Origin of the sequence: Paenibacillus taichungensis (assembly GCF_013359905.1) — a bacterium.
Classification (GTDB): domain Bacteria; phylum Bacillota; class Bacilli; order Paenibacillales; family Paenibacillaceae; genus Paenibacillus; species Paenibacillus taichungensis.
On record NZ_JABMCC010000108.1, the window covers coordinates 172,281 to 189,842 of the forward strand.

Consider the following 17,562-nt stretch of genomic DNA (forward strand, 5'->3'; position numbering starts at 1 on the left):
ATAATATACAAATCTTACTTATGGCCGGTCGATAAAAATCCAGCCTGTTTCTTTTTCCTTATCTACAGATGCCCCAAGAGATTCGGCCATAAAGCGCAGTGGGACGTAAGTTTTGCCGTTTTTGCCCACATAAGCGGGTTCAACCATTGTTACTTCCTTGCCTGCAACAGTGGCCTTCTTGGAACCTACAGTCAGGACAATCTCATCGCCGGTGATATCGTCAATAACGACGATTTTATCCGACCCTTTGGTCCATTTCACTTCAGCATCCAATTCCTCGGACAGATAACGAAGAGGAACAAATGTTGTATTTTTAACAGTGACTGCGCCATAGGATTCGTCGTCCGGATACAACATGACATATTTACGGGTGATTCCCGCTTCATCTTTCAACAGCTGATACACAAGTGAATTGGAATCAAAATTGCGCAACATCTGACCTGGCGTGATATCTCCCTGCATCAGATCAATTGCACCAGCCGTTTTGTCCACGGCATCCACAGTTACTGGTCCACCAATATTCCAAAGTTCGCTGTCACCATATACAGATACCGATTTGATCGGCAGATCTTCAGAAGCAGGCAACGCTACTTTGAAATCATAATTCTGTTTACGGATATTCAGTGCGCTGTCCAGATAAAAGTCCAATTTGAGATTGGTCTCAGTTCCGAACACCGTCTTCAATTCAGGTGTTTCGGTCAACAAGTTGGCTAGTTCCTTGTCGTAATTAGCAAGAATCTCGTCAAGACCGCCCTTAATCATTTCATACAATGAAGCAACTTCGGCATCCCGTGATTCGCTAATCGTAGAAGGAAGGGCACTGCCGTCGCCAATATCAACCGTGTTGAATGTAACGAGGATAGGGTAGAACACATCATACAGATCTCCAATCAGATCCTTGAGTCCTTGCTCATCCTGAGCAACACTTGTCAGAAACGGTTTAACCATGGCAAGAAGCTCTTCTCCACTGATCTCCACATGCAGCTTGGAGAGACTCAGCGATTCACCATTAACCGATTCCTCTACCGGGGTTACGGAAATATTTTTCGGGTTGGACAAATGCTTCAGCGCAAAGGTCAGCAATTTCGGGGAAAGCTCCTCGATCTGCTTCTCCAACGCCTTCGTATCTAGCATAGGAAGTGTGTCATCCTGCAAAGATATGTATAGAGGCTTTTGCGCTCCGTCTACATCAATGACCATTTCCGATTTATCCATCGACAGATGGAAAGGCAATTTCTTTCCTTGCATACTCAGTGTGCCTTTGACAGACGCCGTGTTGGAGTCCTTCACTTTGGCATCTTCAATATCCAATGAAACGGAATTAATGAGTTCAATCATTTGAAGCGCATCCTCATCGACGAGGTTTGCTGTAGGTTCAATTTTTATATGCATGGACTGTTTGGATTCACCGGACTTGACGGTTGTACTGTTGACAACGGCTTTGCCAATATCTACGCCACCTACGGCCTGACATCCCGTAAGCGCAACCATCATCAATACGAGTGGTACGGCAATCCACTTCAATAGCTTGTGATTTTTGATACGATCTCCTCCTTAGGAAAAATGTGGTTCACTCCTATTATGAGGGTTATAGGTAATTGTTGTAAACCGGATCCATAAATAAATACCAAAAAAAGGCCGAACAATGGTCCGACCTCGAGTATGACGTATATTTAAAATTTGGTGTAATTCGCTTCAACAACAATATGCCTAGTCGAACCATAAACAGTTCAGTTTATTCTTTTTCCGTATCCTTGGACTCAGTGTCCTCATCGGATTCTTTACCATCGGTACGTGCAGGGGTTTCAAATTGATCCGGCTCGTCGTCTTGAATGGCTTTGTTCTCTTCATTCTGGTCTTGTGTCATATCGTATTCCCTCTCTTCTACCGGATTTTAGGCACAGTCTGTGCCTTGTTTCTATCAATAACCGGAATAATGACAAATTAAACAGACAGAGGTGGGATCTTAGAAAATATAAAAGACAATTCCGTTTCCGCTTGCAGCCGTTGCCTGATATAAAGCCTGAACATCATTCAGTGTCTGAACGATCTCCTGGAATGTCTCCTCTGCGTCCCAATCCTCCATGACAGGATACACGCCCTCAGCTACCATTTGTTCCAGGCTAAACCGTTTCTTCAATTCTTCAGGTGTCAGTTGTTCTAAAGCCATGTACGCCTCGAGCACCTGTTCATTGTTCAGCAGGAACAGATCCATGTCTGAATAGTTGCCCAGATATTGTTCGCCTGCCAAAGGGACCACATATCCCAGAGGAGGCTGCCCCTCTACCACTTCACCAGTCAACGTAAACTGAAGCATCTGCCACATTTTATCGATATCCAGCTCGACCGAACAATCATGTACACTGACTTCACCTGACTTAATGGATGCGACCAATTCATTGGTGACAACAAGATATCTGCCGGACATGCCCATACCCTTATCCCTCCTATGTATATACTTCTCTTCTTTCCCATTAACCGTGCATGTTGTACAAGAATCGGGGTAAAGAGGTGGAAAGGAACAATAATCTTCAAGGAGGAGCGGAATCCATGAAAAAGTTTGATTACAGCCTCAATTACGAGGAGCTTGATCTGCGCAAGCAACCTGAACTATATACCGTTGGCCGGGGAGAGCAAGGTGTATTAATGGTGGAGCCCTACAAAAGCGAGATCCTACCGTACTGGCGGTTCAAAACACCCGAAATTGCGAAAGAATCCTCGCAGAAGATCTACGAATTATTTTTGGAGTATAAGGAAAAGGATGACTTTGTCGGTATGGATATGGCACGCAAGTTTCTGCAAATGGGCTATACGCGGGCCCGGCGGTATACGAATCATAAAGGCGGACGCAAATATTCGAAGGAGGACGGCTCCATCCTGCCTTATCAGAATAATAAAGTGAAGGCTGAATCAGCAGCCATTTTCAAAGCACAATGGGAGATCGCCAAAACGGACCCGGATTATGTGAAAATGAAGCAGAAGCACCGGGAAAAGTACGAGTCAGAGAACGTGCAGGAGCATGGGTGAAAATACATGATTCATGCAGATGTTCATTTTGATATAATGCAATACATCAAGCTTCACACACGAGATTAACGATGTACGCCCATCCAAAGGAGCCCTTATGAACCCACCTAGCCACCATTTCATCCTGACGCTTGTTTGCATGACCCTGTGTCTGTTTATTCTGCTTCCTTTGCCTGCATCTGCAGCCAAGTCTGAACTTGCCAGACAACATGAAATGACGGCCTTTGGTCCGCTACAAAGCGATGTTGACGGGATGCAGCCGGGATGGAACCTGGGAAATTCCCTGGATACGGTCGGATCTGATGAAACGTATTGGGGCAACCCGCGAGTTACCCGCGAACTGATACAGCAGATCGCTGCTCAGGGATACCGAAGTATTCGCATTCCCGTCACATGGGATGGGCATATTGGGGACGCACCAGACTACACTGTTGATCCAGCCTACATGGGTCGTGTTCAGGAGGTTGTCCAATGGGCGCTGGATGCCAACCTCTATGTCGTCGTGAACGTTCACCATGATTCCTACCTCTGGATCAGCCAACTGGAGACGGACCATGATCAGGTGCTTTCCCGTTATAAAGCAGTATGGACTCAGATTGCCAAGCAGTTCAAAGATGAACCACGTAAGCTGATGTTTGAAAGTGTTAACGAACCGCGCTTTAACCGCGGAGCAACAAATGCAGGCGACATGGGCTCAGGCAGCAATATTGATGAGGCACGGCAGTTAGAGCTTTTGCATGAATTGAACACTGCATTTGTAAAGTTGGTACGAGAAACAGGTGGAAATAACAGCGAGCGCCCGTTGGTCCTGCCTACGCTGGAAAGTTCACCAACACAGGTAAGACTCGACAGTTTGCAACAGACGATAGCTGGCCTAAAGGATCACAATCTGATTGCTACGGTGCATTATTACGGATATTGGCCGTTCAGCGTTAACATTGCAGGGCACACCACCTTCGATACGGATACGAAAAATGATGCGGCCAGCACGTTCAATAATGTGTACAACACACTGGTTATTCAGGGCATTCCGGTTATTCTGGGCGAATACGGCCTGCTCGGTTTTGACAAACATACGGATGTCATCGAACAGGGAGAGAAGCTGAAATATTTTGAGTTCATTGGTCATCAGTTAAAAGAAAAAAAGATCACGTCCATGTTATGGGACAACGGTCAGCATCTGAATCGACTAACATTCCAGTGGGCTGACCCGGATTTATTTCAGATGATTCAAGCGTCCTGGACAGGACGTTCTGCCGTAGGAGAAAGCGATCTGCTCTATTTCAGACAAGGTTCGCCTGTAGCAGACAGACAATTGACGATCAAATTAAACGGAAACAAGTTAGTTGCCCTGTATGCGGGTGATCAATTGCTGAAAGCCGGCACGGATTATTCGTTCATTGGCAACACCTTAACCGTCAAATCCACTGCGTTATCCCGGATGATCAGCTCAACTCAGACGCTTGGGAACAATGGGATACTCACAGCGAAGTTCAATCAGGGCGCAAAATGGAAATGGAATGTGATTGTGTCCACGGAGCCCGAGTTGGGCGACGCAACAGGTATAGTAGACTCCTTCTCCATTCCCACCCAGTTTCAAGGTGATCAGCTTGCCACGATGGAGGCTGTGTATACATCCGGTGAGAACACAGCGCCACAGGACTGGACACCGTTCAAAGAGTTTTTGACCACATTTGCTCCTTCTTATGAAACGAATAAAATTAAGCTACAGCCCGATTGGCTCAAAGAACTGCATGACGGACAGATCGAGCTGACATTTCACTTCTGGAGTGGTGAGCTCATTCGCTACACTCTGATTAAGAACGGAAATCAGGTGATTGGCAAGGTACGAAATAATTGAAACTGTTCCCAGGTTGAGTTGAGATTGAACGCCCCGTTGATTGCAATGGGCGCTGCTGGATGCAGCATGACCTACACAGTTTTGAAGATTGTTCAAATAAAGACGCTGCCAATGGAGTATTTCAGCTGTGGACATAGCTAAGCCATAGTTGATAAGGAAACGAAAAAGGAGCAGGCACTTCATCGCTCGGATGAAGGACCTGCTCCTTTTTATCATTATATATAAGGGATTACTATCGCTAATTAACGCCCGGCTTCATTCTCAGCTTCCCAACGCGAGATTTCTGCACGGACTTTGGGAGCGACTTCTTTGCCGAACAGTTCAATGGCTCTCATTACCTCCTCATGCGGCATCGTGCCGAGGGGAGTGTGTAACATGAAGCGTGTGATACCAACTTCTTTACGCAGATAGATAATCTTCTGAGCAACGGTATCCACATCACCCACATACAGCGCACCTTCCAGACTACGTGCCGCATCAAATGTTGCACGGCTATAGTGTCCCCAGCCTCGTTCACGGCCCAGTATGTTCATTACAGCCTGGGCTGGAGGGAAGAATTTCTCCACGGCTTCATCTGTTGTATCTGCAATGAAGCCGTGAGAGTGGGAAGCCACAGTCAGTTTGGAAGCATCGTGACCTGCATGTGCAGCTGCTTTTTTGTACAACTCCACCAGTGGTGCAAATTGAACGGGGCGACCACCAATAATGGCGAGTACAAGCGGTAATCCAAGCAGACCTGCGCGGACAACCGATTCCTGGTTACCGCCACTGCCGATCCATACCGGAAGTTTTTCCTGTACCGGACGCGGGTAGATGCCTAGATTATTAAAGGAAGGGCGGTGTTTGCCTTCCCAAGTTACTTTTTCCGAATCACGCAGCTTTAAGAGGAGCTCCAATTTTTCATCAAATAATTCATCATAATCATTCAGATCATACCCGAACAATGGGAATGATTCGATGAATGATCCCCGCCCTGCCATAATCTCTGCACGCCCATTCGAAATGCCGTCCAGCGTTGCAAAATCCTGAAAAACCCGTACCGGATCAGCCGAAGATAGCACCGTTACAGCACTGGTTAGGCGAATGCGTTTGGTCTGTGAAGCTGCGGCGGCCAAAATGATAGCTGGTGATGAAGCGGCATAGTCGGCACGGTGATGTTCTCCCACGCCGTATACATCCAGCCCCACCTGATCTGCCAAAACAATCTCTTCAACGACGTCGCGAATACGCTGCGCATGACTTATAAGTTCTCCTGTGTTTACGTCTGGATTCGTCTCCACAAATGTACTGATTCCAATTTCCATTGTCTATTCCTCCCTGTTATGAAGCGATCCGTCGTCCATCTAACCTATTGTAAGTAGATCACCTTTTGTTATTTATCTTAATATTGAACTATTTTGAGGAAAAATACAAGTGCCCCCTGTTTTCCAGAGGGCACTTTCGTGACATATTCTTCTCAAAATCCAATGATTTCATAATTATTTCTTTTTCCCAATGTACAACAGATGAGACGAGATTCCCAGTATTGACGGGTCTTTGGCCGCCTCAATCATATACTGGATCAACTCATCGTATTCTCCTCGTTCTTTCCAATATTGCTGCTGCTCTTCTGTGAGCATAGCTCTCAGACTGGACGATCCAATCAGGTCTACCGTTTCGAATCCGTGCTGCTCCATAAAAGGGTTAATATCCTGTATGTTGAAATAGTACGCCCCTGTAAACCGCCCTTGATCCAGATGATCGAATGTACCCTTTTCCACAAAAGACCGGATAGCTTCCATGTGGTCATGTGGTTTCCATTGCTGCGGGAATTGTAAAGAGGTAATGCCCATTCGCATACGGCTCTGCATCGCTACAAACACAGTTCCCCCACGCTTGGTGACCCGATGCAGCTCCCGTACCGCAGCCACTCGCTCTTCTTCCGTCTGCAAATGATACAACGGCCCCAGCATCAGAGACGCATCATATGTCTCATCTGCAATACCGTTCAGATGGGTCGCATCCAACACATGAAATCCGTCAAACTGCTGTGTCAAATCCAATTCCTTTGCCTTCTGTCGAGCCAAATCCACAGATGCAGGGGTCAAGTCTGACAGCGTGACATGGTATCCAAGTTTGGCAAGCTCCATGGCATATTTGCCTGGTCCTGCGCCATTGTCCAGCACAAGTCCGGTTGCCGGAAGTGACTCTCGGACATAATGCATATTAATGATGAATTCCAGCGGTTCTCGGTCCAGCCTTCCCCACTCGTCAAATCTGGAATAATACTCAATCACACGTGATCTTTCCATGATTCTGCACCTGCCTTTTCTCAACATTAAGGCCATATAAAAAAACAAAAACCTGCCACCTCAACTAAGAGGCGACAGGTCTGACCTTCGCGGTACCACTCTTCTTGATCCATGAACAGGATTGGTTACATCATACTCCAACCTACCCTGCCATAACATCTCAGGACCTGATGACGGAGGTTAACCGTCAGAATCTACATGAAGTCAGCGTATAGCATCATTTTTAACATCCAGCCCTTTGTTTGCTGAGCAATGACGATATTCACGTAACTACGGTTCGATTCTGCTGCTCACAGGTGAGTTGGGGATAGGTTGGACTGCCTTGCACCATAACGACAGTTCTCTGGACCAAACCTTGTGCCTTATTACTCCTGATCATTGCATTTGACTGTTAAATTTTATCCAGTATAGTACTTCTAAATATTTCCTGTCAATTCATCTCAAATAAATCTCTGAGGTAATCTCTCCGCCCATGTAAGATGCGATAAATGATAATACCCTCTAGAGTAATGCGGTAGAAAACCAGATAGGGAGAAACGACGATAAACCGGTATCCTCGCTGAATCAGGTTGTAATCATCCTCTGACAAAACAGAACCTATATTGGGAAAATCGGCGATGTTCCTTATTTTTCCATCCAGTTTATCAAGCATCTTCTCTGCCTGTTCTACGTTGTCCTTAGATATATAAGAGAAAATTTCGTCGAGATCATCAACAGCAGCAGGAGTATATCGGATGCTACTCTGTTTTGGAAGCATCCAATTTTCTCCGTAATCGTGTCATCACTTCCTCGTGACTGGGCAACTCTTCACCTTCGGCCACCTGTTTCTCAGCGACGAGTAGTTTGGATTGCAACGCGGTTCTGGCTTCCATTCTTCGGTACGCTTCATGGCTCATCACAACTAAATCAGCTTCTCCATTGCGGGTAAGTATCACGGGCTCATCCAGCTCATGACAATATTTAGAGAACCCATTATAGTCCTTGCGTATTGTAGTTGATGGTTTGATCTGCATAACTTCCCTCCGATATCATTATAATCACTTAATTATAACATTATAATACTACTTTATTCATCTGGGGTCCTTTCTCCACACAACAAAAAAGAACCTTCACTTCCACATCATTGCAGAAATGAACGTTCTTTATGGTTTAAGACAAGTCCACTAACATGGCAATCCAGCCATGCCTAAAGAGAAGCTAGATTTTTTTCACAAACTCGGACTTCAACTTCATTGCGCCTAGGCTGTCGATTTTGCAATCGATGTCATGGTCACCGTCAATCAGTCGGATGTTTTTGACTTTGGTTCCCTGCTTAACTACCAGCGAGCTGCCTTTCACCTTCAAATCCTTAATGACCGTAACGGTATCGCCATCATTCAGGACATTACCATTGGAATCGCGTACTACTTTAGTTTCCTCCGCATTCTCTTCTTCTGATGCTAGCGCCCATTCGTGCGCACATTCTGGACACACCAACAGATTACCGTCCTCGTAAGTGTATTCGGAATTACATTTGGGGCAATTAGGCAAATTAGACATATGTATTAAACTCTCCATTCATTTTGTGGCTTCCTCGCAAGTATACGGGAATGCAGTCCATTGTTCCACATAGGCCACAGTGGTTAATTGATTTTAAACTAAATTTAAGATTGCCCCGCCCCCTGATTTAAGGAAGGTTCCTTATACTGAAGCTATAGAAGAAAAATGGTGGAGTATCACAACGAAATACTATTCTTAAAAGTCGTGTCTCACACGAAATGCTGATATACATCCTATAAAAGGAGTTTCTGCTCATGTCACCCTATGTTTTTCCTGTCCAAACGGCTTTCTTTATTTTTGTCCTTATCGCCATGTTTCTGCTGGTGCCTTGGTTAATCTACGGATATCGAAAAGATGGATTTTTTAGCTGGTCGCGGTTTGGCGTCAGCTTTTCATTTATTTTCTACCTACTGGCTGCATATTGTCTGGTTATTCTTCCTTTCCCGACGACTCGTAATACATGTGCACAGCAAGCAGCGGATACCGTCTATTACAACCTTGTTCCATTCACCTTTGTAAAAGATATTATGAAAGAAACACCAATTGTCTGGTCTCAACCCGCCAGCTATATGGGAATGATTCAGGGCAGAGCTTTTCTGCAGGTTCTGTTCAACGTATTGCTTCTCATGCCACTTGGCGTGTATATCCGTTATTTTTGGCAAAAGAGATCTTACTGGAAACAGGCTTTGTTAAGCGGATTCGGCTTATCCCTGTTCTTTGAGATTACCCAGATCACCGGCTTCTACGGTTATTATGATTGCCCGTATCGGCTGTTTGACGTGGATGACCTGCTGCTGAATACTTCAGGAACGGTACTGGGATTTTTCGCAGCACCCATCGCGCTTGCCTTATTCCCATCTCGTGCAAGTATTCAGGCGAAAAGCGAACAAATCATCGAACAAAACAAGGTCTACCCTGTAGCCCAAGTACTCGCACTCATTATCGACAGTGTAGTTGTTGTATTCCTGTCCAATCTGATGTCCATTTTCAATCTATCCCATACAAATGCCATGATTAGTATGCTAAATACCATGATTGCGATGGTGGTTGTATTTTTCTTTATCCCATCGCTGCGAGAAGGCAAAACACCAGGCTCAGCCCTGATGCGATTCAGATATATTGATCAACGGACAGGCGGTCCTTCCAGCACTTCCCTGTTCAAAAGATTGCTCGCGCTTTACGTCCCTTGGCTGTTTGTGACCATTGCTCAAATCATAAACGAGTATGCTTTGCTAAACAAAAATGCGATGCTTGAGCCCTATAAAATATGGCTTTCTGTTGGCATTGTTGGTTTGCATGTGCTGATTCTTCTGGTGTTGTTCGTTCATGTCATGCTGGTGCTGTTCTCCCGGGGCAAGCGAGCCTTTTACTGTGATGATGTGTCTAAGACAAGAGCATCCCGAAAATAAATGCTGGACTCATTCCACTCACAGCACATAGGTTCAGGTGAAAGATAGTACTGTATCGTTTGCCATTAAAGTCGTCAAGTTGGTCCATCGTAAAAAAAGGTGTGCCTCGTCAACTAATGACGAGGCACACCTTTTAACTATGTTGAGATGAAGTTCAGAGGTCGCCGAACTATAGCCCCAGCAGCTCACGTTTGGAAGCTTCCGGATCATGGACCAACTCCAATTCATGATTAAAAATCAGCGTAGCGCGATCATCTTCGTAGGCAGGCCAATTTACTCCCGCTGTCTCAGGCTTGCCCTGCTTGGCAAACGAAATCCATGCATCCTGCACTTTACCTGCAAGTTTTACCGCGGCAGCATCCGGTTCGGCATTCATAAACTTCAATACAGGTAACGTATTAAAAGCAAAGAAGATATCGATGCTATGGATTGATTTATGCAGCAGTGGGTGCTCCGGCATCACCCAATCAAAGCGATACATCCATACAGGTGCATGTTTCTGCTGAGCTGCCGCATATTGCACAGCCGAGCGCCAGAAGAACAGATCCGTCATCACCTGGGCCTGGCCATCTGCAGTTTTGGGATAACTGGCCGCAATTGCTACCCGATTCTCCAGATCAGGTGTCATGAAATCAACAGCCTTCACCATGTTGATCTCTTCGGAGTAAGGCACCTGAGGTTGAATAAACAACGAGCCTTCATGCAAAGTGGTTCCGATCAGTACAGGGATATCCTGTGCCGCGCCCTCTTCTACCGCCTGAAGAGGCGACTTCGGAAGTGTAACTTCATCCAGTACGGGCTGGAACAACAGGGCCATCCCTGCACCGCTTTGTTGTTTAACCGTCTCGCCAGCAGCGATGATTTGCTCCACTGGAATGGTTTTGAGTTTGTGCAGGTCATCTGGTGTTACACCCAGAACCTTCAACATACCATCACGAATGGCTGAAGCCTGCTCTGCTGGCATGACTTGTGAGGCTCCACTTTGCATAATGGCACGATGAAACAATCCTTTGGCTGCTGGCATCGCCATCAAAGCCGCAATACTCATGCTGCCCGCAGATTCCCCGAATACAGTGACGTTATGCGAATCACCGCCAAAAGCTTCGATGTTGTCCTGTACCCATTGCAGTGCAGCAATCTGATCCAGTAAACCCACATTGGATGCAAAACCCTCCCCAAGCGGAGCCAGATGCAAGAACCCTAGCGGCCCCAGACGATAGTTGATCGTCACGACGATAACGTCTCCCCGGAGAACAAGTTGTGTTCCATCGTACATGGGCTGGCTGCCAGCGCCTGAAACGAACGATCCGCCATGAATCCATACCATCACGGGAAGTGGATCATGGCTTTCTTTTTCAGGTGCCCAGATATTCAGGTAAAGACTATCTTCCGAGTCCACCGGAGGCTGTCCGGATATGGCCTCGGTTTGAGGATTTCTTGGCTGTATATTTTCAGGGCCGAATTGCGTCGCCTCTCTGACTCCATCCCACGACTCGGGTGAGACCGGAGCCTGGAAGCGTAATTCACCCACGGGTGGTTTAGCGTAAGGAATGCCTTTCCATACACGTGCTCCATGCAGAAGCTCTCCTTGAACCGTTCCATATCTTGTATTCACTTGAAGTTCCCTCATGCGCATATACATCCTCTCTACTGATCGATAGTTCCAGTTTACGACTGGTATTGTTCAGATCTGGGTGTAACTTTGAGCTGATGAAATTCTGTCTCAAGGTTTGTTTAATAACGTACACGAAGAATAATTTTGTATTGCTTCAACGCCCTTTCGTGCTCACTGGCAGGCGCGTTTCCACTTATTTGAGTATAGATCTCCGCGATACCCATTTACAAGTTTGTCCAGATTCAAGTACCACTGCTACGTTTCACGTGGAACTTTTACAGCAATAATAAAGACTCCGCTTCAATTAACGAGCGAAGTCTTCTATTGTTGCCCTGCATATTTCATCAACTTACCCGATGTATGGATCAATTACCGCCGTTTACTTTTATCGGATAATGAACCGTATATTCTGCGCCTTCAATCCAGCTCCCGGTCACATGATTACGTCCCTTAACGACAACCCGATCACGGTATACATCGACATGCAAACTCTCACTTCCCTCCAGATGCTCGTCCTCATCCGTCCAGAGATAAGCTACAGAGGAAGCATTAAACATCGTTGGCATCTGTCCGCCACCTTCGTAGATGGTATGCTTAGCCTCTAATTGCCAATGGGTGTGCCCAGAGAAGAGGATGACCTGCGGATAACGACTTAGCACAGCCTTTAATGCTGCGTCCTGACTCACGCCATACCAACCCTGTTCCTTCATGGAACCCGCGACTGTATCCATCAGTGGTTGATGGAGAAAGACAAAAATCGGCTGCTCCGGCAATGCTTGCTCCGACAGTTTCGTTTCCAGCCATTGCAGTTGATCTGCAGACATATCACAATCTTTTGGATGAGGCTGCTCCGTACCCAGGAAGATATAATGATACCCGTCGATCCAGTGGTCGTGATACGATCCGTTCATACCTGTGATTGCTGTAAAATCGCTCAACCGCTTCTGCCATAACTCTTCAATCGAGATCGATTCTTGCAGTTTTTCAATATCATGAGCCTCGACTTGGCCCATATCCCCTGAATGCCCCAACACCTCACCCACCTCATGCTGGTTCATTGTGGTCAAGTTCAGCGGCGGATCTCCCCATAGAATGGCTCCGATATCATGATTACCTACGGTGTAACGTATTTGAGGCAGTGAATCGCCCTGAGCCTCCAATATACGCTGCAACTCTTGGTATTCTTGAGGCAGTCCACGATCGGTCACATCGCCCACATGCATAATTCCGCTGCTGCCATGGCTATACGTTGCGATGTCTTCCAGCGCTTTCTCCAGATGACGGTTATGGATATGATCAGCCTGCTCTCTCACATGAGTATCTGTGATGACCTGGAAGCTGATTATCGGTTGTTCGTGTTTATTATCATTTCCCATCAGGAATCACTCCATTTCAGTCCAATAATGCCAATCAGAATAAAGCCCATCCAGACGATCGACATCGCCTTCAGACGTTCACCCAGAAAGTAATGTCCCACGATTCCAATCAATGTAATGCCTACGCCTGACCAGATGGCATAAGCAACACCCAGCGGCATATACTTCACAGCAAAATTCAACAGGGTGAAGCTCGCTCCATAACAAGCAAACATAAGAATGGAAGGCCATACGCGGGTAAAACCATCCGAGACCCTCATCAGAATCGTACCGCTCAGCTCCAATCCAATCGCTAGGGCAAGCAGTATCCATCCTGTATATGAATGACTCGTCATCGGTTTACCTCGACTTCCAGCAATTCATCAAACGAACGAACCGTAAGATCCGCGAGTTTGATATGAGCAGGTTCACCGACAGCAATTTTCCAGGCAGCTCCGGCAGCACGAGCCATCTCCATATCACCATCCGTATCGCCGATCACGACAACTCTTGCAGTAGGTACACCCAGACGCTCACACGCCAGCAACAACATGTCAGGAAACGGTTTTCCCCGTCCAACCTGATCCGTTCCTACAACTACGGTGAAAAAAGATTCAATCCCCATCCACTTCAAATGACTTAGCGCATTTTCTGTCTCATCCGCTGTGACGACGCCCATTCTCAGTCCTTTGCTGCGACACTGCTCAAGAAAGGCAAGGACGCCTGGGAGGGGCTGAGCAGGGCGCTCCTTATTCATTGCATATTCTGCCTGTAGCAAACATTCCCTCACAATAATTTTCGCTTCCGCCCAGCTTAATCCTGCACGATAGCCATGCCAAGTTAATACGGCATAAACTTCCTCCATCGTTCCCATGGCAAGGGGCCCTCGCACATCATAACCGTTCATTCGTCCCTGCTCATCATGGAATGTTCCCCATATATGAGGAATCTCTGCTGCATTGAACTGAAGGCCACGAGCAGCAAGCTCTTCCCGGAAGTTCTCCATCACACGATCGGTCCAGAAGCCCCACATCGCTGTAAAATCAAGCAATGTCCCATCCTTGTCAAATAAAATAGCCTCAATTGGGGTAGAAAGGCTCCCCAGCATTAAATCGGGCATCGGTTACGCTCCTTGTCTGCTGAATTACTAAGTCAGAAAAGCGGCACATGACTGCACCGCTCCTCCAAGTTAAGCTTGTTTCCCTTGTTATTTCACGCGATCCAATTCTTTTTGAGCCTTTTCTTTGGCTTCCTTCAGCGCTTGTGCCGCTGGAATGTTATTAATCTGCACCTGATCTGCTGCATCCTTAAGTGCGTCATTGATTTTGCCTCCAGTCGGGTCCTGGAACGGAGCCGAAGCATGGGAAGCCTGCTGCAGTGGAACCTTGATTTGCGGGTTCTCTTCACTGAACGTTTTGAAAGCAGGATCTTCTTGAGCAGATTGACGGACTGCAATGTAACCTGTGTTCATGGACCAAGCTGCTGTATTCGCTGTTTCCGAGAAATACGTCAGCCATTTATAAGCTGCTTGCTGCTGTTCCGGACTTGCTTCGGCCGGGATACCAGCCATGATCGCACTCGCTACAGGTTTGCCTTGGCCTACACCTTCCCAGCCTGGCTGTTCCATAGCTGCAACGATGCTGAAATCCAGATCTCCCTGGTCACCGCTGGAACCGGTGTATCCAGCTGCTTTATTTTTCATCACATCATCAATGGTTTTGTACCAGTACTCCCAGCCTTGGCCGCCAAAATGAATACCCATGGTCTTGTCCTCATTAATCCACTTGCGGAACAGCTCCCACGTCTCTACCCATTCCGGTGAATCAATCGTTACGGTCTTGCCGTCATCACTCAGAATTTTCCCGCCTTTACCCAGCACGGCGTCGATCATGTTATCGCTACCCCACATCGGCTCCCAGCCGTAGAAGGTTGTCTTGCCATTCTCCTGCTTGCTCATCTTCGCTGCCGCTTCAGCAAGTGCCTCCCACGTGGTCAGAGTGGCAGGGTCGATATTATTATCTTTCAGCGCATCCATACGGTAATACATGATCTGGGTTGTTCCGTACATCGGTAAGAAATATTGCTTGCTGTCTACTTTTCCCTGCTCCAGGAAGGTTTGCACGTAATCTTCCTTGTTAAAGCTCTGATCGGCAGCGATCAGCTCATCCAGAGGCGCATAGTAGCCTTTGCGCGCCCAGTCGATATTGGAGCTTAGTACAGCGGCGGGTACTTTTTTCGAGGCAATGGCTGCCTGCAGTTTTTGTTCTGTCTCCGTGTAATCTGCTTGTACAATCCCTTTCACAACAACTTCGTTCTGGGATGCATTGAAGGCGTCAATCGTCTTCTTCATGTTATCTCCCAGGTTACCACCCAGACCATACCAGAACTCAATCTCGACCGGACTACTTGATGCAGAATCAGCTCCATTCGCAGCAGCTGCATCTGAACCCGTGCCCGTGCCGCTATCAGCAGAGGAACCACAGGCGGTGATCAGGGCAAAACTCGCAGCCAGTACCAGCGACATACCCCCTCTCCACCTGAGCTTTAATTTGTTCCGCCATTTCATACTCGCTTGACCCAATTTCATTTTGATTCCTCCTATATAAAGTATGTTGTGAAAATTAGTTCTTGTTCACGCCGGCAGTAATATTCACACTCTGCATGATCGTTTTCTGGGTAAACAGGAAAAGGATAAGCAGCGGTGCGATGGTAAAAGCACTGGCAGCCATGATCTGCGGCCATGCCAGACCGTAGGCTCCACCTTCCACGAAAAAGCTGCGCAGACCTGCGGATACCAATTGCAGATTCGGGTCTTTGGTAATGAGCATCGGCCAGAAATAGTTGTTGTACTGGTCAATGAATGTAATCAACACCATCACGGCAAATGACGAACGAACCAGCGGCGTCATAATGGTCCACAGAATGCGGAAGTGCGACGCTCCATCCAACTGGCCGGCTTCCACCAACTCGTGGGATACCTGCATGAACGCCTGACGGATCAGGAAGATAGAGAACACACTGACACAGTTGGACACAATCAGTCCGGTGTAGGAATCCAGTAATTTAAGTTCGCTGAGCACCAAATAACTGGGCAAATAAACGGCGGTACTCGGAATCATGTAGCCTACCAGAATCAGTCCGGTGAGTACCCCTTTTATACGAAATCGCATATGGGTGAGTGCATAGGCCATCATGCTGGAGTTAATGACCTGGATCAGACAGATCGCAGCCGCTACCCCTGTACTATTCAGAATGTAACGGGCAAACGGAGCAGCTTGCCACGCATCCACATAATTGTTCCAACGGAACGTTTCGGGCCAGAAGGTTGGCGGGAACTGCCAGATCTCGTCATTCGTTTTGAAACCGCTAATGACCATCCAGTAGAACGGAAATGCCATCGTCAGACTCACCAGAGCAAGCAGCAGATAGCGAAGTGCAGTAGCAAATCCTTTTCCTGCACGAGGGACCTTCCGTTTCTGCACTTCTTCACGACTATTATCTTTTCTTGTTTGGTTGGTTAAAGTGGTCATGTTCATTAGTAATGCACCAGGCGTCGGCCGAGCAGGAAGGATACTCCCGACAGCAGAACGCAGATCAGAATAATAACGACGGCGATGGAAGAAGCCTCGCCCACATTGAAGGACTCAAATGCAGATTGATAATACATATAAAGCAGTGTTCTTGTTGATCCCGCCGGTCCCCCTTGCGTCATCACGTTAATCTGGTCATAAGCCTGAAGCGACTGGATCGTCAGGATGATGGACAGGAAGAACGTGGTGGGTGAAATCAACGGCAGTGTAATGCTTCGGAACTTGTCCCAACTGCCTGCCCCATCAATCGATGCCGCTTCAAGTAAATCGGATGGCAGATTACGCAATGCAACCAGGTAAAATACCATGGACCAGCCAATCGACTTCCACAGCGTGACGATGAGCACAGCTACCAGTGCCCAGTTCTGATCTTTCAGCCAGCCGATCGGGGATATGCCGACCCATCCAAGCAACAGGTTGGCCAGCCCCACTTCAGGTTCGAAAATCCAGGACCACGCAATGGAGACTGCGACAGTCGGAGTCACCCAAGGGGAGAATAGCAGGGTCCGGAACAGGCCGGAGGACTTCATCTTGCTGTTCATGAGCATGGCCAGCGCCAATCCACCCACAATCGTAGGCACTACACTTCCAAGACCGAACAACAGCGTAACTTTTAATGAACGGTAAAATTCAGAATTGGTTAGCAGATAGCTGTAGTTATCCAAACCGACGAATAATTTGTCAGGACTCATGAAGTCCCAATCCGTAAAACTCAGATATACAATGTATCCCAAAGGCCCCAGCCAGAAAATGAGTAATGGGATAAGGGCAGGAAGGGTGAAGAGAACCGCTTCTGTCTCCCTCCATAATTTCACACGCAATTTGCACACTCCTAATCGTCCAAATTTTATTTAATTTCTCTAAAAATCATGCCT

The 17,562-nt window shown here is 47.1% G+C and carries 18 protein-coding genes; 3 read left to right on the plus strand and 15 right to left on the minus strand.

The annotated features are described in order from the left end of the window. Positions 1 to 18: 18 nt before the first annotated feature. The 3 genes from HP548_RS13440 to HP548_RS13445 form a co-directional block, all read right to left on the minus strand. Complete coding sequence (locus HP548_RS13440; protein ID WP_246318054.1) at positions 19 to 1,524, minus strand: copper amine oxidase N-terminal domain-containing protein; 1,506 nt, start codon at positions 1,522 to 1,524, stop codon at positions 19 to 21. A gap of 211 nt (positions 1,525 to 1,735) precedes the next feature. Further along, positions 1,736 to 1,867 carry a hypothetical protein gene (locus HP548_RS33730; protein WP_256222229.1) on the minus strand — a complete coding sequence of 44 codons (132 nt, stop codon included), beginning with the start codon at positions 1,865 to 1,867 and terminating at the stop codon, positions 1,736 to 1,738. A 99-nt stretch (positions 1,868 to 1,966) separates the two neighbouring features. After that, complete coding sequence (locus HP548_RS13445) at positions 1,967 to 2,434, minus strand: YfbM family protein (protein ID WP_076287299.1); 468 nt, start codon at positions 2,432 to 2,434, stop codon at positions 1,967 to 1,969. Positions 2,435 to 2,550: 116 nt separating this feature from the next. Here HP548_RS13445 and HP548_RS13450 point away from each other — a divergent pair, with 116 nt between their 5' ends. Together HP548_RS13450 and HP548_RS13455 are read left to right on the plus strand one after the other, a co-directional pair. Beyond that, positions 2,551 to 3,027 (plus strand): DUF4385 domain-containing protein, encoded by a 477-nt coding sequence (locus HP548_RS13450; RefSeq protein ID WP_175381952.1) that lies wholly within the window; start codon positions 2,551 to 2,553, stop codon positions 3,025 to 3,027. A 97-nt stretch (positions 3,028 to 3,124) separates the two neighbouring features. Continuing rightward, positions 3,125 to 4,888 (plus strand): cellulase family glycosylhydrolase, encoded by a 1,764-nt coding sequence (locus HP548_RS13455; RefSeq protein ID WP_175381953.1) that lies wholly within the window; start codon positions 3,125 to 3,127, stop codon positions 4,886 to 4,888. 242 nt (positions 4,889 to 5,130) lie between these two features. On the opposite strand, the gene HP548_RS13460 is transcribed toward HP548_RS13455, so the two are convergent. The 5 genes from HP548_RS13460 to HP548_RS13480 form a co-directional block, all read right to left on the minus strand. After that, positions 5,131 to 6,192, minus strand: a complete 1,062-nt coding sequence (locus HP548_RS13460; protein ID WP_175381954.1) for an LLM class flavin-dependent oxidoreductase — start codon at positions 6,190 to 6,192, stop codon at positions 5,131 to 5,133. Between the two features lie 174 nt (positions 6,193 to 6,366). Further along, the gene (locus HP548_RS13465) at positions 6,367 to 7,179 is read right to left on the minus strand and encodes a class I SAM-dependent methyltransferase (protein WP_175381955.1); all 813 of its coding nucleotides are present in this window, start codon (positions 7,177 to 7,179) and stop codon (positions 6,367 to 6,369) included. Between the two features lie 430 nt (positions 7,180 to 7,609). After that, positions 7,610 to 7,936 (minus strand): type II toxin-antitoxin system RelE/ParE family toxin, encoded by a 327-nt coding sequence (locus HP548_RS13470; RefSeq protein ID WP_175381956.1) that lies wholly within the window; start codon positions 7,934 to 7,936, stop codon positions 7,610 to 7,612. After that, positions 7,917 to 8,192 (minus strand): type II toxin-antitoxin system Phd/YefM family antitoxin, encoded by a 276-nt coding sequence (locus HP548_RS13475; protein WP_175381957.1) that lies wholly within the window; start codon positions 8,190 to 8,192, stop codon positions 7,917 to 7,919. Before HP548_RS13475 ends, HP548_RS13470 begins: the two co-directional genes overlap by 20 nt. 184 nt (positions 8,193 to 8,376) lie before the next feature. Next, entirely contained in the window at positions 8,377 to 8,718 is a 342-nt protein-coding gene (locus HP548_RS13480; RefSeq protein WP_076287691.1) for a zinc ribbon domain-containing protein YjdM, read from the minus strand. A gap of 254 nt (positions 8,719 to 8,972) precedes the next feature. On the opposite strand from HP548_RS13480, the gene HP548_RS13485 reads away from it, so the two are divergent. Further along, on the plus strand, positions 8,973 to 10,127 hold the full coding sequence (locus HP548_RS13485) for a VanZ family protein (RefSeq protein WP_175381958.1): 1,155 nt from the start codon (positions 8,973 to 8,975) through the stop codon (positions 10,125 to 10,127). 169 nt (positions 10,128 to 10,296) lie between these two features. On the opposite strand, the gene HP548_RS13490 is transcribed toward HP548_RS13485, so the two are convergent. The 7 genes from HP548_RS13490 to HP548_RS13520 all read right to left on the minus strand — a co-directional run bounded on the left by HP548_RS13490 (position 10,297) and on the right by HP548_RS13520 (position 17,508). Next, the gene (locus HP548_RS13490) at positions 10,297 to 11,757 is read right to left on the minus strand and encodes a carboxylesterase/lipase family protein (RefSeq protein ID WP_175381959.1); all 1,461 of its coding nucleotides are present in this window, start codon (positions 11,755 to 11,757) and stop codon (positions 10,297 to 10,299) included. Positions 11,758 to 12,107: 350 nt separating this feature from the next. Then, the gene (locus tag HP548_RS13495) at positions 12,108 to 13,118 is read right to left on the minus strand and encodes a metallophosphoesterase family protein (RefSeq protein WP_175381960.1); all 1,011 of its coding nucleotides are present in this window, start codon (positions 13,116 to 13,118) and stop codon (positions 12,108 to 12,110) included. After that, entirely contained in the window at positions 13,118 to 13,453 is a 336-nt protein-coding gene (locus HP548_RS13500) for a DMT family transporter (protein ID WP_076287289.1), read from the minus strand. Before HP548_RS13500 ends, HP548_RS13495 begins: the two co-directional genes overlap by 1 nt. After that, complete coding sequence (locus tag HP548_RS13505) at positions 13,450 to 14,217, minus strand: HAD family hydrolase (protein ID WP_175381961.1); 768 nt, start codon at positions 14,215 to 14,217, stop codon at positions 13,450 to 13,452. Before HP548_RS13505 ends, HP548_RS13500 begins: the two co-directional genes overlap by 4 nt. Positions 14,218 to 14,304: 87 nt before the next feature. After that, complete coding sequence (locus HP548_RS13510) at positions 14,305 to 15,684, minus strand: ABC transporter substrate-binding protein (protein WP_099857899.1); 1,380 nt, start codon at positions 15,682 to 15,684, stop codon at positions 14,305 to 14,307. Positions 15,685 to 15,718: 34 nt separating this feature from the next. After that, positions 15,719 to 16,633 carry a carbohydrate ABC transporter permease gene (locus tag HP548_RS13515; RefSeq protein WP_240342990.1) on the minus strand — a complete coding sequence of 305 codons (915 nt, stop codon included), beginning with the start codon at positions 16,631 to 16,633 and terminating at the stop codon, positions 15,719 to 15,721. Beyond that, entirely contained in the window at positions 16,633 to 17,508 is an 876-nt protein-coding gene (locus tag HP548_RS13520) for a carbohydrate ABC transporter permease (protein WP_099857897.1), read from the minus strand. Before HP548_RS13520 ends, HP548_RS13515 begins: the two co-directional genes overlap by 1 nt. Positions 17,509 to 17,562 lie beyond the last annotated feature (54 nt).

Excerpts from the sequence above, each read along its gene's own strand:
- HP548_RS13490 (WP_175381959.1), bottom strand. The coding sequence starts at position 11,757 with ATGAGGGAACTTCAAGTGAATACAAGATATGGAACGGTTCAAGGAGAG.
- HP548_RS13510 (WP_099857899.1), bottom strand. The coding sequence starts at position 15,684 with ATGAAATTGGGTCAAGCGAGTATGAAATGGCGGAACAAATTAAAGCTC.
- HP548_RS13515 (WP_240342990.1), bottom strand. The coding sequence starts at position 16,633 with ATGAACATGACCACTTTAACCAACCAAACAAGAAAAGATAATAGTCGT.
- HP548_RS13450 (WP_175381952.1), top strand. The coding sequence starts at position 2,551 with ATGAAAAAGTTTGATTACAGCCTCAATTACGAGGAGCTTGATCTGCGC.
- HP548_RS13445 (WP_076287299.1), bottom strand. The coding sequence starts at position 2,434 with ATGGGCATGTCCGGCAGATATCTTGTTGTCACCAATGAATTGGTCGCA.
- HP548_RS13480 (WP_076287691.1), bottom strand. The coding sequence starts at position 8,718 with ATGTCTAATTTGCCTAATTGCCCCAAATGTAATTCCGAATACACTTAC.
- HP548_RS13465 (WP_175381955.1), bottom strand. The coding sequence starts at position 7,179 with ATGGAAAGATCACGTGTGATTGAGTATTATTCCAGATTTGACGAGTGG.
- HP548_RS13475 (WP_175381957.1), bottom strand. The coding sequence starts at position 8,192 with ATGCAGATCAAACCATCAACTACAATACGCAAGGACTATAATGGGTTC.
- HP548_RS33730 (WP_256222229.1), bottom strand. The coding sequence starts at position 1,867 with ATGACACAAGACCAGAATGAAGAGAACAAAGCCATTCAAGACGACGAG.
- HP548_RS13460 (WP_175381954.1), bottom strand. The coding sequence starts at position 6,192 with ATGGAAATTGGAATCAGTACATTTGTGGAGACGAATCCAGACGTAAAC.
- HP548_RS13485 (WP_175381958.1), top strand. The coding sequence starts at position 8,973 with ATGTCACCCTATGTTTTTCCTGTCCAAACGGCTTTCTTTATTTTTGTC.
- HP548_RS13505 (WP_175381961.1), bottom strand. The coding sequence starts at position 14,217 with ATGCCCGATTTAATGCTGGGGAGCCTTTCTACCCCAATTGAGGCTATT.
- HP548_RS13500 (WP_076287289.1), bottom strand. The coding sequence starts at position 13,453 with ATGACGAGTCATTCATATACAGGATGGATACTGCTTGCCCTAGCGATT.
- HP548_RS13470 (WP_175381956.1), bottom strand. The coding sequence starts at position 7,936 with ATGCTTCCAAAACAGAGTAGCATCCGATATACTCCTGCTGCTGTTGAT.
- HP548_RS13495 (WP_175381960.1), bottom strand. The coding sequence starts at position 13,118 with ATGGGAAATGATAATAAACACGAACAACCGATAATCAGCTTCCAGGTC.
- HP548_RS13455 (WP_175381953.1), top strand. The coding sequence starts at position 3,125 with ATGAACCCACCTAGCCACCATTTCATCCTGACGCTTGTTTGCATGACC.